This is a genomic window from Limnohabitans sp. 2KL-1, from assembly GCF_003063435.1.
GTDB lineage: Bacteria > Pseudomonadota > Gammaproteobacteria > Burkholderiales > Burkholderiaceae_C > Limnohabitans_A.
On the sequence record NZ_NESL01000003.1, the window covers coordinates 456,939 to 470,666 of the forward strand.

Consider the following 13,728-nt stretch of genomic DNA (forward strand, 5'->3'; position numbering starts at 1 on the left):
GCGGGACACATTGATCGACTGACGCACCTTGGCCAAGTTTCCTGAGACCTGCAGCTTCAGGCTGTCTTCAGCGCAGCCAAGAATAATTCTTGCGTGTCATCGCCCTTTTTTGTTTTTATCTCATTTTCACCATGAAAACCTCTATACCCACAAACCCGCCCACCCCAACGCATTACCGCGGTACCGTGATCGCACTGCATTGGATCATGTTTGGACTTTTGATCGCGGTGTTTGCCAGCATTGAATTGCGAGTGCTCTTTGAAAAAGGCACAGAACCACGCGAGATGATAAAAACCGTGCATTTCATGCTCGGCCTTGTCGTGCTGGCCCTGGTTTTGTTGCGCGCAGCAAACCGGGTCCTGAGCCCGCAGCCCAAGCCTGCCCATATTCCGGGGGGCCCTTGGATCAAGGGCATGGCTCAGCTGGCCCATATTGGACTTTATGCCGTGATGATTGGCATGCCATTATTGGGCTGGTTGTCCTTGAGTGCAGCCGGAAAACCCATCCCGTTTTTGGGTTTTGAATTGCCTGCACTGATGGTGCCGGACAAAGACCTCTCCAAGCAAATCAAAGGTTTGCACGAAACCCTCGGTGTGGCCAGCTATTGGCTGATCGGACTGCACATCACCGCCGCCTTGGGCCATCAATGGATTTTGAAAGACAAGCTCATCGAGCGCATGTCGCTGCGCCATTTGCGCAGCGCATGAAGTTCATCACTTCCCTTCAATTTTCAAAGGTGGGGCCTGCGACAATCAGGCCCCATGCACCTGATCATTCCTTATGCGGCCAGTCATGGCTTTTTCGGCCAAGAGGCTTTGACGGGCTTGCAGCTGCCAAATTTACAGGCTCTGCTGGCCCTTTTGCAGCGCCAACAGGTCATGCAAGACACCGACACCACACCGCTGTACATGCCCCACGAGCGTCTGCATGCCAGCGCCCTGGGCTGGAACACCGCCGACACCCACGCGAGCTTGCCCTGGGCCGCCTGGCACAACGCATGCAACAACCCCAGGCAAGTCACCACCAACGCCTTACACCAAGCCTGGATGACGCCCTGCCACTGGCAAGTGGGCATGGATCAAGTGGTCATGGCCGACCCGGCGCATTTGCAGCTGTCGGACGAGGAGTCGCAGCAACTGCTGGAGGCAATGCAGCCGTTTTTGCTGGAAGACGGCTTGCAGGTGACTTGGCACAGCGCCTTGCTGTGGCACGCCAGCGGTGACATGCTGGCCGAACTGGCCACCGCCTCGCTCGACCGGGTGATCGGTCAAAACGTGAAAGACTGGATGCCTGCCGGCACGGCCGCACGCCCCTTGCAACGCCTGCAAAGCGAAATGCAAATGCTGCTGTACAACCACCCAGTGAACAATGCCCGCGACGCACGCAGGCAAATCGCCGTCAATTCTTTTTGGCCGCACGGGGCGGGCACGCTGCCCGTTGATGCGGCCATCTCAACACCCCATCTGAAAATACCCGACGCCCTGCGTCACAGTGCTTTGCGCGGCGATGTGCAGGCCTGGCGACAAGCCTGGCAACAACTCGACGCCACCGCCATGGCCGACTTGCTGGCCCACTTCAAAGCCACCGGCCAGGCCACGCTGAGCCTGTGCAGCGAACACGCGGCGCACACTTACACGGCAGCGCCTGCTGGCTGGCACCAGCGCACAACACGCGCATTCCAACGACTCTTCAACAAAGCCACACCTGCAGCGGCTCTTCAAGCCCTCATCACCCCATGAATTTGCTCACCCGAGATGTGCCCCCCCGCAGCGCCTGGGCGCTGGAACAAGCGGGCATCCACCCCCTGCTGGCCCGCCTGTATGCCGCCCGTGGCGTGCAATCCAAAGACGAACTCGACGACGCCCTGAACCTGCTCCTGCCCCCGGCCGGCATGTTGGGCACCCACGAGGCCGCCAAACTGCTGGCCGACGCCATGGCTGACAACAAGCGCCTGTGCATCGTGGCCGATTACGACTGCGACGGGGCCACCGCCTGCGCCGTGGCCGTGCGTGGCCTGCGCATGCTGGGGGCACACAACGTCAGCTACCTGGTGCCAGACCGCGTGGTGGACGGCTACGGCCTCACGCCCCCGATTGCCGAACGCGTGCACAAGCAAGGCGCGGATGTGTTGATCACCGTGGACAACGGCATCGCCAGCGTGGCGGGCGTGCAAGCCGCGCAAGCGCTGGGCCTGCAGGTGCTGGTGACCGACCACCATTTGCCCGGCAGCGAACTGCCTGCCGCCGAAGTCATCGTCAACCCCAACCAGCCCGGTTGCAGCTTCACCAGCAAATCGATCGCGGGCGTGGGCGTGATGTTTTACGTGCTGCTGGCCCTGCGGGCCGAGCTGCGCCAGCGTGGTGTTTTTGACGCGAGCAATCAACCCAGGTTAGACGCCCTACTGCCGTTGGTGGCTTTGGGCACCGTGGCCGATGTGGTCAAGCTCGACGCCAACAACCGCCGCCTGGTGGCCCAAGGCCTGCGCCGCGTGCGTGCAGGCGCACTGCCGCCCGGCATGTCGGCGCTGATGCGCGCAGCGGGCCGCGAAACCGCCAAGGCCACGACTTTTGACTTTGGCTTCGCTTTGGGCCCACGCATCAACGCCGCAGGCCGTCTGGCCGACATGACGCTGGGCATCGAATGCCTGCTGACCGACGACGCGGGCTGCGCCGACGAGCTGGCCAAGCAGCTGGACGCGATCAACCGCGAACGCCGCGTGATCGAGGGCGACATGCGCGAGATGGCCATGGAAATGGCCGAATCGCTGTTTGACGAGGGCGACGAGCCGCCGCCCGCCATTTGTGTGTTCGACCCGGATTTTCACGAAGGCGTGGTGGGCATCGTGGCCTCGCGCATCAAGGACAAGCTGCACCGCCCCACCTTTGTGTTTGCGGCCAGCAGCGCGCCTGGCAAGGAGCACGAACTCAAGGGCTCGGGCCGCTCCATTGCGGGTTTTCATTTGCGCGATGCACTCGACTTGGTGGCCAAACGCGCGCCCGGCGTGCTGCTGCGCTTTGGCGGCCACGCCATGGCGGCGGGCTGCACCATTGCCGAAGAACACCTGGATGTGTTTGAAGAAACGCTCAACCAAGTCGCCATGGAATGGCTGGACGCCGCCACCCTGCAACGCCGACTGGAAACCGATGGCCCGCTGCCTGCCGAATACCGCCGGGTAGACCTGGTGGACATGCTGCACCACAAGGTCTGGGGCCAAGGCTTTGCACCGCCCGTGTTTTGCGAAGAAATCGAGATCGTGTCGCAGCGTCTGGTGGGCGAAAAACACCTGTCGCTCAAGATGAAGCACCAAGGCCAGCCGGTCGAGGGCATCTGGTTTGGCCGGACTGAGCCTTTGCCTGCGCGGGTGAAACTGGCTTATCGGCTCGACGCAGACGAATGGCAGGGCCAAAAGCGGGTGCGGTTTTTGGTGGAAGGCGCGGAGCTTTGAGGAACGTCTGACCTGAAGGTCCGACCTACAGGGAGCGTCTTTGGCAGGTCGGTGGCTTCAGCCCCGACATGTCTCTCAGTGCTTGGTCGCGACCTTGGCCTGCAAGGCGTTGAGCACCGGAGCCGACACCAGCCCCGACACATCGCCGCCCAGCTTGGCGATCTCGCGCACCAAGGTGCTGCTGATGTGCTGCACGCCCGCGCTGGTGTGCAAAAACACCGTATCCACCTCGGGGGCCAGATGGCGGTTCATGCCCGACATTTGCGTTTCGTAGTCGTAATCGGTCACCGAGCGCAGGCCGCGCACGATGACCTGGGCGTTTTGCGAACGCACAAACTCCACAATCAAGCCATCAAATGGCAGTGCCTTCACGTTGGGGCAATCGGCCAGCGCGGCTTGCGCCAAAGCCAGCCGCTCGTCCAAAGAGAACATCGTGTTTTTATGGTGCGCCCGGGCCACGGCGATGATGACTTGGTCAAAGAGCTGAGCGGCGCGGCGAATCGCGTCCTCGTGCCCCAGCGTCAGCGGGTCAAAGGTGCCTGAATACACGGCGGTCACAGCGGCGTTGGCAGATCGGCTCATGGTGGGGTCCTTGAAAAACGGGGACGGGTTTTAGGTAGCTTGGCCGGCAAATTATGCGGTCCGTTGCAACAAATGCGCATGCACGGCACCTGCTTTGAGGTGGCGTTCACATTGGAGCCCCAAAACACCCAGTGCTTCAGCGGTCCAGGCCACAGGCGCTTCCAGATAAATCCAGCCCCCCGCAGGCACGGCCTTGGCCGCTGCTTTCAGGGCGGGCTCAAACCAGGGTCCGTCAAACGGTGGGTCGAGAAAGACCAGGTCCACGCTGCCCGCAGGCAAGCGGCCCAAAGCCGTGACAGCATCACCCCGCTGGACGTTGACCCTGTCGGCTTTGAGGCGCGCAGCATTCTCTTGCAAATCACGCACCAGCACAGCGTCTTGCTCGACCATCAGCACATGGGCTGCGCCACGCGAAGCGGCTTCCAGACCCAGCACGCCGGTGCCAGCAAACGCATCCACACAGCGCCAGCCACTCAAGTCTTGGCCCAACCAATTGAACAGCGTTTCACGCACGCGATCGGGCGTGGGGCGCAAGCCCGGTTTGTCAATCACCTTCAACCGGGTGCGGCGCCACTGCCCGCCGATGATGCGGATCTCGTGCGAAGGCGGGCCTTTGGGCGCACGGTGCACCGGCTTTTTGGCATCTGGTTTGCGGGCATTGCCGCTGGGCGACTGCCGTGAAGATTTGGATGAGGGCATAGGCAGCAAGTGTAAAGGCCATGAAGCCAAGCGATTTGCCGGCTCATCCAAGAAGACCCGCACCCTGCACGACACACAGGCAGAAAAAAACCAGCACGCAGCTGGTTTTTTCTGAGGCCATGAGCCAGGCCGAGGCCTGGCCATTCAGCTCACTTGGGTTGAGCGGCTTTGGCATCCGCTTTGGCTTCGGCCTTGGCCGCTGGGGCATCAGCCTTGGCGGCTGCTTTGGCCGCTTTCTTTTCCGCTTTGGCAGCGGCTTTTTTCTCCGCCTTGGCTTTGGCATCGGCTTTGGCGTCTTTGACCTCTGTTTTGGCCGTGGCTACTGCCGCAGCAGGTGCAGCCACAGCTGCAGCGGGCGCAGCCGCAGGGGCTTGGGCGAATGCACCGGCAGCAAAGAAACCGGCGACGAGGGTGGCGAGCAGCTTGTTCATGAGAAGGGTCCTTGATTCAGGTTGTCAGTCCAACACCTTGCTGGACTTGCAACTACAACGCGGCCCGACACGCCGCTGATGACCCCAAGAGACATGCAGTTGTAACGCCATGTGTTTCCCCGCCACCTTGCCTGGGCCGCAGGCACATCGCCCATGTCCATCCACTGCCGGGCATTTTGACGACGCGAACATGACGCACATCAAATGCCCAGCAGATCACGCTGGAGCCAAGGACCCAAGCCCTCTAGAGTGGCCACTGGATACAGACCTTGATGCGAAACGCCATGACCACCTCCAACACCGAAGCCCCGATTTCACACTTCTCCAACTGCCACCTAGGCATCTTTGCCCAGTTGTCGCGCATGGGGGGCTTGCCGGCCTTGCTGGGACCGGCCGCTCAAGCCCGAAGAATTGCCGAAGAGTCTTTGGCCTTCTTCAGCCAAGCCATGTACAGCCATCACAGCGAAGAAGAACTGGACCTGTTCCCTGCCGTGCGTCAAAGTGCTGTCGCTGGTGAAGAACGCTTGAGTGTCGAGGGCCTGACCGAGCAATTGACGCACGACCACCGCGCTCTCGAAAAACTGTGGGAATCGCTGGAGCCCGGTTTGCGCAAAGTGGCCAAGGGCCAGGACACCACGCTGGATGTGCTGGCATTGCAGTCCATGGTGGACCGTTACCAGGCGCATGCCCGGCTTGAGGAACAAGATTTTTTACCGTTGGCCCAGTCCATTCTCGGGCGCAACGACAACCACTTGGCGGCCCTGGGCCTGAGCTTGCACATGCGGCATGTGCCGCATTTCGCGGCCCACATTTGACACTCAGGGCGCAGGCACCCCCACCACCACGGTGACCATGCGCTCGGGTTGCAGCACCCGAGCCATGGCCCGGCGCACGTCGCCCACACCCAAGCGCTCGATTTGTTGCGTCCAGGTGTCCAGGTAATTCAACGGCAACCGGTTCCAGGCGATGTTGGCCACGTTGTCGAGCAGCTTGCGGTTGCTGTCGATGCGCAGCGCAAACCCGCCCACCAGATTGGATTTGGCCGCTTGCAACTCGGCCTCGGTCGGGCCCTCGCGCACAAAGGCTTGCACCACATCTTTGGCGACCGCGACCGCTTGCTCTGCTTGGTCAGGCCGGGTTTGCAGGCCAACAGTGAAAGCCCCCGCGTGCAGGCCCGGTGAAAAATAGCTGTAGACGCTGTAGCTCAGGCCGCGCTTTTCACGCACCTGTTCGGTCAGGCGCGACACAAAACCACCGCCGCCCAAAATGTGGTTGCCCACCAGCAGCGCAAAAAAATCAGGGTCGTTGCGCTTGTAGCCGGGCTGGCCCATCAGCACATGGGCTTGGGCCGAGTCAAAAGGCACGCTCAGTTTTTGTGCATCGACCAAGCTGGCCACTTCGGCCACTGGCGGCAATGGCTGGCACCCCGAGTCGCTGGGCCACAGCGCCAGCAATCGCTGGACCAGGGCATCGGTCTGCGCGCGGCTGAGCGCCCCCACCACGCTCACCGAAGCGCGGCAAGCGCGCAGTGACTGGGCATGCAGTTGATGCAAGTCTTGCGCCCCGATGCGCGAAAGGGTTTCGGGCGTGGCTCGAAATCCATAAGGGTGCGCGCCATACACTGCCGTGGCGAAACGCTGTTGCACCTGCGTACCGGGTTTGGTCAGCGACTCGCGGATGGCCGCACTCATGCGTTCACGGTCGCGCAGCCAGATGGCTTCGGGAAAGGACGGGTGCGCCATTTGCCGGGCAGCCAGCGCCACGGCCTGGTTCAGCAAATCGGGGTAACTCAGGCTGCGCAAGGAAAAGCTCATGCGGTCTGCGCTGGCACTGACGCCAAAACTGGCCCCCAGGTCGGCCCAGGCTTCACCGATCGCGTTTTCATCCATGGCCTGGGCATACGGCCCTTGGCCTGTCGGACTGGTCCGCATGCCGCTGGCGATTTGCCCGGCCATGACCGAGGCCAGGCCCGCTTGAAGCGATGGATCGCGGCGACTGCCCGCGTCCAGATCGATCTGCACATCGACCATGGGAATGGCATGGCTTTCCACCAAGTACACGCGCGCCCCGCTGGGCTGCGTCCAATGCAGGATGGGCAAGGCCGCCTGTGCCCAGTTGCTGGCCAACAGGCAGGCACCCAGCAAGGCCGAGCGGGCAAGGCCCGACAAAGCAGTCCGTTGGGCCCCGCGGCTGCCCGCAGCGTGACACGCAGGCTGAGCTGAAGATCGGGCAGGAAACGGGCTCATAGAACCCGAAGAAATCAAAGTCATGGCGTGTTCACTTTCGCGGTGTGGCGATGGCGCGGCAAAAAATGGAGCGATGGCCCCAGCGCTGTCAATGGCGTGCCCCGACGGCCGCACGCCGAGGGCGGGGCTGTCCCGAGAGCGGCTGAGGCCGCAAGATGGCCACCGTCAGCTTGTCGTCACCAAAATATTTTTTCGCGACCGCTTGCACCTGCACCGGGGTGATCTGGCGCAAACGAGCGATGAGCTGCTCACCATGGTCCGGCGGCAAACCCAAGGTCCAGGCCACGCCCAGTTCACGCGCTTGGTTAAAAACCGAGTCCAGTTTGTAGATTTCGCTGGCCACCCACTGGGTTTTGACGCGCTTGAGTTCAGCGTCGGTCACACCTTCATCGGCCACGCGCTGGATCTGTGCTCGCAAGGCGGCTTCCAGGGCCTCGGGAGGCTGGCCCTTGGCCGGCACCCCTTCCAGATAAAAGAACTGCGGGCCGCGGCCCATCAGGCCGTTGTGGGCACCCACGCTGTCGGCCAGGCGCTGCTCGCCTTGGGTGAGCGCCCGCTCCAGACGGGCACCACTGTAACCATCGAGTACCGCAGACAGCACCGTCAGCGCCAGCGCGTCCTCGTGATCTGGCGTGACCTGCATGCTGGCCAAACGCGGCACCTTGAAGGCCAGCGCCACATACGACTGCTCGGCGGGAGCCTTGAATTCAAAACGCCGCAAACCCTGCTGCGCGGGCTCTTGCTGAGGCTTGCGATCGGCCACAGGGCGAGCAGGAATGGCGCCATAGTATTTCTCGGCGAGGGCTTTGACCTGCAACGGCTCGACATCACCGGCCACCACCACCACGGCATTGGCGGGCGAGTACCACTTGCGGTAAAAATCGCGGGCGTCCTGGGCCGTCATGGCTTGCAGGTCGCTCATCCAGCCCACGATGGGACGGCGGTAGGGGGAGGCTGCCAAGGCGGTGGCCGACAGCATCTCGTACAACTGGGCGCGCGGGTTGTCGTCGGTGCGCAAGCGGCGCTCCTCCTTGACCACTTCCAGCTCTTTGGCAAATTCGGCATCAGGCCACTGGTTGTTGGCAAAACGGTCCGACTCCAGCCGCATCACCGCCTCCAGCTGACTGGACGGGATCTGCTGGTAATAACCGGTGTAATCCTTCGACGTGAAAGCGTTTTCGCGCCCACCCAAAGCCGCCACCCGGCGCGAAAATTCGCCAGCTGCCAGCGTGGGCGTGCCCTTGAACAGCATGTGCTCCAGCACATGGGCCACGCCACTGGTGCCATCCACCTCGTCCATCGAGCCCACGCGCAACCAGACCATGTGCACAGCCGTGGGGGCCCGCCGGTCGGGCTTGACCCACAGCGTCATGCCGTTGGACAGGGTAAAAGTGTGGGTCTTGGCTGCGGCGCTGGCCGGAGTGCTTTCAGTTTGTCCCGCCAAAGCGGATGCACCTGCGGGGGTTTGTGCCCCTACACCCCAAGGCACTGCCGCCAAGGCCAAGGCCAAAGAAATATCCAGAAGAAAGTTCGGTTTCATAGAATGCATGATCCTTGAAATCCACACCATGTTCAGTTTCTTCAAAAAAAAATCCCCAGCCTCCGAGGCCCAATCGGCCACAAGCCCTGCGCCGCAGCCAGCGCCTGTGCCGGTGACAAGGGCTGCAGCCCAAGCTGACAAAGCCCACGACGCACAGCCCGTTCACACCGATGCGGCCCCGCCCGAGCGCCAAAGCTGGATGGACCGCCTGAAGGCTGGCTTGCGCAAAACCGGCTCCAGCATCACCACCGTCTTCACGGGCACGCGCATCGACGACGAACTGTACGAAGAGCTGGAAACCGCCTTGCTCATGGCCGATACCGGTGTCAAGGCCACCGAACATTTGCTGCAAGATCTCAAGCGCCGGGTCAAAGACACCAAGGCCACCGACCCCTCACAGGTGAAGACTTTGCTGGCCGATGCCGTCACCGACCTGCTGCAGCCCTTGCAAAAGCCCCTGGCCATTGGCGACCACCAACCCACCGTGATCATGGTGGCGGGTGTCAACGGCGCTGGCAAGACCACCTCGATCGGCAAGCTGACCAAGCACTTGGCCGACGAGGGCCTGAGTGTGTTGCTGGCGGCGGCCGACACCTTCCGCGCTGCCGCCAAAGAGCAGCTGGCCGTCTGGGCCGACCGCAACACGGTCGAAATCGTCAGCCAGCAGGGGGGCGATCCGGCCGCCGTCAGCTTTGACGCCGTCACCGCTGGCCGCGCACGGGGGCGCGATGTGGTGCTGGTGGACACGGCGGGCCGCCTGCCCACCCAGCTGCACCTGATGGAAGAGCTGAAAAAGATCAAGCGCGTGGTCCAAAAAGCCGACGGCACGGCCCCTCATGAGGTGCTGCTGGTGATCGACGGCAACACCGGTCAGAACGCTCTGGCCCAGGTCAAGGCGTTTGACGACACCCTGGGCCTCACGGGCCTGATCGTGACCAAACTGGACGGCACGGCCAAGGGCGGGGTGCTGTGTGCCATAGCCCGCGAAAAGCCGATCCCGGTGTATTTCATCGGGGTGGGTGAGAAGCTGGAAGACCTCGAAACCTTCAACGCCCGCGAGTTTGCCCAAGCCCTCTTGGGTTGAGTCCCGGCGCGGGCATGTCCGTCAGCGCACAGACAGCCCAGTGCCAACCCCTCAAAATACGGGAAAACCCTAGTCTTTATACGACATTGACCCTCATTAGCACTCCTCATGAGAGAGTGCTAATATCCAAGTATTCTGAAAGGAGTTCTGGTATGAACATTCAAACTGGTTCGCCCGCCACAGCCATTGCGCTGAGCAACCCTTGGGCGGTCGTGCCCTCGCTCGGCCACCTCGACGCCTACATTTCTGCGGTCAACCGCATGCCTATGCTCACCCTCGAGGAAGAGCAAGAGGCTGCCCGCCAACTCAAAGCCAACGACGACCTCGAAGCCGCCCGCAAACTGGTGCTCTCGCACCTGCGCTTGGTGGTGTCGGTGTCGCGCCAATACTTGGGCTATGGCCTGCCACACGGCGACCTGATCCAGGAAGGCAACGTGGGCTTGATGAAGGCCGTCAAGCGCTTTGACCCCGAGCAGGGCGTGCGCTTGGTGAGCTACGCGCTGCACTGGATCAAGGCCGAAATCCACGAGTACATCCTGAAAAACTGGCGCATGGTCAAGGTGGCCACCACCAAGGCCCAGCGCAAGCTTTTCTTCAACCTGCGCTCCATGAAACAGGGCTTCAAATCCGAAGCCGACGAGGGCACGCACCGCGACACCCTGACGCCGGACCAGGTCGACTCGATGGCGAACAGCCTGAACGTCAAGCGCGAAGAGGTGCTGGAGATGGAAATGCGCATGTCCGGCGGCGATGTGCTGCTGGACCCGGCCCCATCGGACGATGGCGAACAGGCCTTTGGCCCCATTGCCTACTTGGCCGATGTGAACCATGAGCCCACCGCCATGATCGAAGCGCACCAGCGCGATGTGATGGCCAGCGATGGTCTGGCGAGCGCGCTGAATGTGCTGGATGCGCGCAGCCGCCGCATCGTGGAAGAGCGCTGGCTCAAGGTCAATGACAACGGCTCGGGCGGCATGACGCTGCACGATCTGGCGGCCGAATATGGCGTGAGCGCCGAACGCATCCGCCAGATCGAAGTGGCGGCCATGAAAAAGATGAAAAAGGCACTGGTTGAATTTGCCTGAGACCGCCAAGAGATCGTCTTGAATCGCCGAAGCCGGTCGTTTGGCCCGGCTTCTGTGTCATCAGGGTGGTTACTTGTCCTTGAGGCAAGCACCGCCCGACACGATTCACGGCCATGAAAAAACCCGCCCAGGCGGGTTTTTTCATGAGTGGCACGCGTTTCAACTTACTGGATGTTGGCCAACAAACGGTAGATGACACGGCCGTCCTTGCTGACGTTGGCAGTCGGCTGCGCCATCTGACGCAAAGTGCTGGTCACCGTGTCGTAGGTCGCACCTGGATTGCGTGCCCAAAATAAAGCAGCGGCTCCGCCCACATGCGGACTGGCCATGGATGTGCCCGACATGCTGACCACACCACCGCCGAGTTTCAACGAAGGGATGCTCACGCCGGGTGCCCAGATGTCCACACAGCTGCCGTAGTTGCTGAAAGACGCCTCAAGGTCGTTGCTGTCAGTCGCCGCTGTGACCAATACGCCTGGCGTACCGCCGCCAATGCGGGCAGGCGATGCGGTGCAGGCATTGGCCGCCGAATTGCCTGCCGCGATGGCAAACACGATGCCGCGTGCTGCTGCGGCACGCACTGCGTCGTCGAGCATCTGGCTGGCACCACCGCCCAAACTCATGTTGGCCACTGCGGGTTGGATGGCATTGGCGGCCACCCAGTCCACACCCTTGATCACCGAGGTGGTGGTGCCCGAACCGTTGCAGTCCAGTACCTTCACACCATAAACGGGCACGCCGGGGGCCATGCCCACCACAGCGGCTGTGTTGTCGTAAGCGCCAATCGTGCCCGCCACATGGGTGCCATGGCCATTGCAATCGGTGTTGCGCAGATCGCCCACAAAATTCACGTGCCCTGGACGATTCAGGTCTGCATTTTTGGTGTCCACACCGGTATCAATCACGTAAACACGCACACCAGAGACTGTGCCCGCGCCATTGCCAGCCAGGGTGTAACTTTGCGTGGCCTGTGTTTTGCTGATGCCCCACGGGAGCGACTGGGTACTGACGGCCGTGGTTGAACCAGAGCCGGGTCGCGCATCGACCTTGAAGATTTGTTCTTCTTCGATCAAGTCCACAGAAGGTTCCGCACGCAAGGCGTCTAATTGAGCCTGTGTCAGGCGGGCAGACATGCCCTTGAAAACCCGGCCAAATACCGTGTTGGCCCGGATGTTGTGCTTTTTCTCCATTGACTGCACATGGCCCACCACGCGTTCGCCCACATAAGCCCAGCCGGCGGGGTCCGCAGCCATGCGTTCGTCACGCACCGATCCCGGTTTGACGACCGTCATGGCGCTTTCCTTGAAGCGGATGACGTAATTTTTATCACTGGTCTGGGCTGCAGCCATGCCGCTCCAACTCAAAGCCAGAGCAGCCATCAATGATGTTAATTTAATCATTATTACCTTTCATTTATTAAAAAAGTGTCAATATAAATAAATTCTACATCACCGCCGACGAATGTGTCAACCGCCAGCCAGACGGGAGGGATGACCTAAGATCAAGGCCAACAACGCTTCACCTGACCATTGAACAGGACACCCCCATGAAATCGCATTGGCCTCGTCGCTTCGCCCTGACCGCGCTCAGTGGCATGATCACTACACTGGCTTTTGGCCAAATAAGCCCCAGTCAATGGCCCTCACAAACCATCAAGCTGGTGGTGGGCTTTCCTGCTGGCTCCAGCCCCGACCTGACCGCCCGGGCCTTGGCAGAACCTTTGGCCAAGGCACTGGGTCAAAACGTCATCGTGGAAAACAAAGTGGGGGCGGGCGGCAACATCGCCGCAGACTTGGTGGCCAAGTCCACCGACGGCCACACCTTGGGCCTGATGATCAACGGCAACATGACCATTGCCCGCATTCTGAATCCCAAAGTGCCTTATGACCCGCTCAAAGACTTGGCACCTATCAGCCTGATCGGCAAAGCGCCGCTGGTGCTGACTGTGCCCGCGTCAGGGACCGGCGTGGCCCCCGGCCAAACTGCCACCGAATGGCTGAGCCAGGCCCAAAAAGCGGGTGACAAGCTCAGTTATGCCTCGCCTGGTGTGGGCACGGTGGCGCACCTGGGCATGGAACTGCTCAAAACCAAAGCGGGCATTGCGCCGGTGCATGTGCCCTACCCTGGAAACCCGCAAATCATCACCGCCATGCTGGGCGGCCAAGTGCAGCTGGCCTTGCTGCCTCCCGCCATGGCCGCAACCCAGGTGCGCAGTGGCAAGTTGCGGGCCATCGGCACCACCAGCACCGGCCGCAGCCCGGTCGCGCCGGAAGTGCCCAGCTTGGCCGAAGCAGGTGTGAAGGATTACCAGCTGGAAATCTGGAACGCGGTGGCAGCACCCGCCTCAATGCCCACCGCCGTGGCCAACAAGCTGTCCGCCGTGGTCAGCGACATCGTGCGTGCGCCCGAGATGCGTGCCCGCTTGTTCCAGCAAGGCTGGCAGGTGGTGGGTTCGTCGCCCGAAGGTTTGCGCAACCGCATTCAGTCTGACACGAAAGCGCTGGGTGACATCATCCGCAGCCAGAAAATCGAGTTGAACTGAGGGTTCTCAAGCCTTTACACGTACCCGGCAAGTCTGCGGCCAGATGAGATGGCCGCACCCTGCCTTGCCTGTGC

The 13,728-nt window shown here is 61.7% G+C and carries 13 protein-coding genes; 7 read left to right on the forward strand and 6 right to left on the reverse strand.

Going from position 1 to position 13,728, the window contains the following annotated elements:
* The first annotated feature begins 131 nt into the window (after window positions 1-131).
* Genes B9Z47_RS10300 through recJ form a run of 3 tightly spaced genes read left to right on the forward strand, consistent with a single transcriptional unit; the run spans window position 132 to window position 3,445 of the window.
* Window positions 132-707, forward strand: coding sequence for a cytochrome b (locus B9Z47_RS10300; RefSeq protein ID WP_108331220.1), 576 nt, complete (start codon window positions 132-134; stop codon window positions 705-707).
* 54 nt (window positions 708-761) lie between these two features.
* Window positions 762-1,739: a hypothetical protein gene (locus B9Z47_RS10305; RefSeq protein WP_108331127.1), complete on the forward strand. Its 978-nt coding sequence runs from the start codon at window positions 762-764 to the stop codon at window positions 1,737-1,739.
* Complete coding sequence (recJ, locus tag B9Z47_RS10310; RefSeq protein WP_108331128.1) at window positions 1,736-3,445, forward strand: single-stranded-DNA-specific exonuclease RecJ; 1,710 nt, start codon at window positions 1,736-1,738, stop codon at window positions 3,443-3,445. The genes B9Z47_RS10305 and recJ overlap by 4 nt, the downstream gene beginning before the upstream one ends.
* Before the next feature lie 75 nt (window positions 3,446-3,520).
* On the opposite strand, the gene coaD is transcribed toward recJ, so the two are convergent.
* The 3 genes from coaD to B9Z47_RS10325 form a co-directional block, all read right to left on the reverse strand.
* Window positions 3,521-4,027, reverse strand: coding sequence for a pantetheine-phosphate adenylyltransferase (gene coaD / locus B9Z47_RS10315; protein ID WP_108331129.1), 507 nt, complete (start codon window positions 4,025-4,027; stop codon window positions 3,521-3,523).
* A gap of 51 nt (window positions 4,028-4,078) precedes the next feature.
* Entirely contained in the window at window positions 4,079-4,726 is a 648-nt protein-coding gene (gene rsmD, locus B9Z47_RS10320) for a 16S rRNA (guanine(966)-N(2))-methyltransferase RsmD (protein WP_108331130.1), read from the reverse strand.
* 149 nt (window positions 4,727-4,875) lie between these two features.
* Entirely contained in the window at window positions 4,876-5,157 is a 282-nt protein-coding gene (locus tag B9Z47_RS10325) for a cell envelope biogenesis protein TolA (protein ID WP_108331131.1), read from the reverse strand.
* Window positions 5,158-5,441: 284 nt separating this feature from the next.
* Between B9Z47_RS10325 and B9Z47_RS10330 the strand changes: the two genes are divergently transcribed.
* Entirely contained in the window at window positions 5,442-5,972 is a 531-nt protein-coding gene (locus tag B9Z47_RS10330) for a hemerythrin domain-containing protein (RefSeq protein WP_108331132.1), read from the forward strand.
* Between the two features lie 3 nt (window positions 5,973-5,975).
* On the opposite strand, the gene B9Z47_RS10335 is transcribed toward B9Z47_RS10330, so the two are convergent.
* A complete protein-coding gene (locus B9Z47_RS10335; protein ID WP_233253750.1) occupies window positions 5,976-7,427 on the reverse strand; it encodes a pitrilysin family protein in 1,452 nt (483 codons plus the stop codon).
* 64 nt (window positions 7,428-7,491) lie between these two features.
* Window positions 7,492-8,943 carry a pitrilysin family protein gene (locus tag B9Z47_RS10340; RefSeq protein WP_108331134.1) on the reverse strand — a complete coding sequence of 484 codons (1,452 nt, stop codon included), beginning with the start codon at window positions 8,941-8,943 and terminating at the stop codon, window positions 7,492-7,494.
* 28 nt (window positions 8,944-8,971) lie between these two features.
* Here B9Z47_RS10340 and ftsY point away from each other — a divergent pair, with 28 nt between their 5' ends.
* Complete coding sequence (ftsY, locus tag B9Z47_RS10345) at window positions 8,972-10,027, forward strand: signal recognition particle-docking protein FtsY (protein WP_108331221.1); 1,056 nt, start codon at window positions 8,972-8,974, stop codon at window positions 10,025-10,027.
* A 152-nt stretch (window positions 10,028-10,179) separates the two neighbouring features.
* Complete coding sequence (rpoH, locus tag B9Z47_RS10350; RefSeq protein WP_108331135.1) at window positions 10,180-11,112, forward strand: RNA polymerase sigma factor RpoH; 933 nt, start codon at window positions 10,180-10,182, stop codon at window positions 11,110-11,112.
* A gap of 164 nt (window positions 11,113-11,276) precedes the next feature.
* Here the strand turns inward: rpoH and B9Z47_RS10355 are convergent, their stop codons facing one another.
* Window positions 11,277-12,461: a S8 family peptidase gene (locus tag B9Z47_RS10355; protein WP_233253751.1), complete on the reverse strand. Its 1,185-nt coding sequence runs from the start codon at window positions 12,459-12,461 to the stop codon at window positions 11,277-11,279.
* 197 nt (window positions 12,462-12,658) lie between these two features.
* Here B9Z47_RS10355 and B9Z47_RS10360 point away from each other — a divergent pair, with 197 nt between their 5' ends.
* On the forward strand, window positions 12,659-13,654 hold the full coding sequence (locus B9Z47_RS10360) for a tripartite tricarboxylate transporter substrate binding protein (RefSeq protein WP_108331137.1): 996 nt from the start codon (window positions 12,659-12,661) through the stop codon (window positions 13,652-13,654).
* Window positions 13,655-13,728 lie beyond the last annotated feature (74 nt).

Bases quoted from the DNA above. Each gene is read 5' to 3' on its own strand.
- B9Z47_RS10300 (WP_108331220.1), top strand. From the start codon at position 132: ATGAAAACCTCTATACCCACAAACCCGCCCACCCCAACGCATTACCGC.
- B9Z47_RS10305 (WP_108331127.1), top strand. From the start codon at position 762: ATGCACCTGATCATTCCTTATGCGGCCAGTCATGGCTTTTTCGGCCAA.
- recJ (WP_108331128.1), top strand. From the start codon at position 1,736: ATGAATTTGCTCACCCGAGATGTGCCCCCCCGCAGCGCCTGGGCGCTG.
- coaD (WP_108331129.1), bottom strand. From the start codon at position 4,027: ATGAGCCGATCTGCCAACGCCGCTGTGACCGCCGTGTATTCAGGCACC.
- rsmD (WP_108331130.1), bottom strand. From the start codon at position 4,726: ATGCCCTCATCCAAATCTTCACGGCAGTCGCCCAGCGGCAATGCCCGC.
- B9Z47_RS10325 (WP_108331131.1), bottom strand. From the start codon at position 5,157: ATGAACAAGCTGCTCGCCACCCTCGTCGCCGGTTTCTTTGCTGCCGGT.
- B9Z47_RS10330 (WP_108331132.1), top strand. From the start codon at position 5,442: ATGACCACCTCCAACACCGAAGCCCCGATTTCACACTTCTCCAACTGC.
- B9Z47_RS10335 (WP_233253750.1), bottom strand. From the start codon at position 7,427: ATGACTTTGATTTCTTCGGGTTCTATGAGCCCGTTTCCTGCCCGATCT.
- B9Z47_RS10340 (WP_108331134.1), bottom strand. From the start codon at position 8,943: ATGAAACCGAACTTTCTTCTGGATATTTCTTTGGCCTTGGCCTTGGCG.
- ftsY (WP_108331221.1), top strand. From the start codon at position 8,972: ATGTTCAGTTTCTTCAAAAAAAAATCCCCAGCCTCCGAGGCCCAATCG.
- rpoH (WP_108331135.1), top strand. From the start codon at position 10,180: ATGAACATTCAAACTGGTTCGCCCGCCACAGCCATTGCGCTGAGCAAC.
- B9Z47_RS10355 (WP_233253751.1), bottom strand. From the start codon at position 12,461: ATGGCTGCAGCCCAGACCAGTGATAAAAATTACGTCATCCGCTTCAAG.
- B9Z47_RS10360 (WP_108331137.1), top strand. From the start codon at position 12,659: ATGAAATCGCATTGGCCTCGTCGCTTCGCCCTGACCGCGCTCAGTGGC.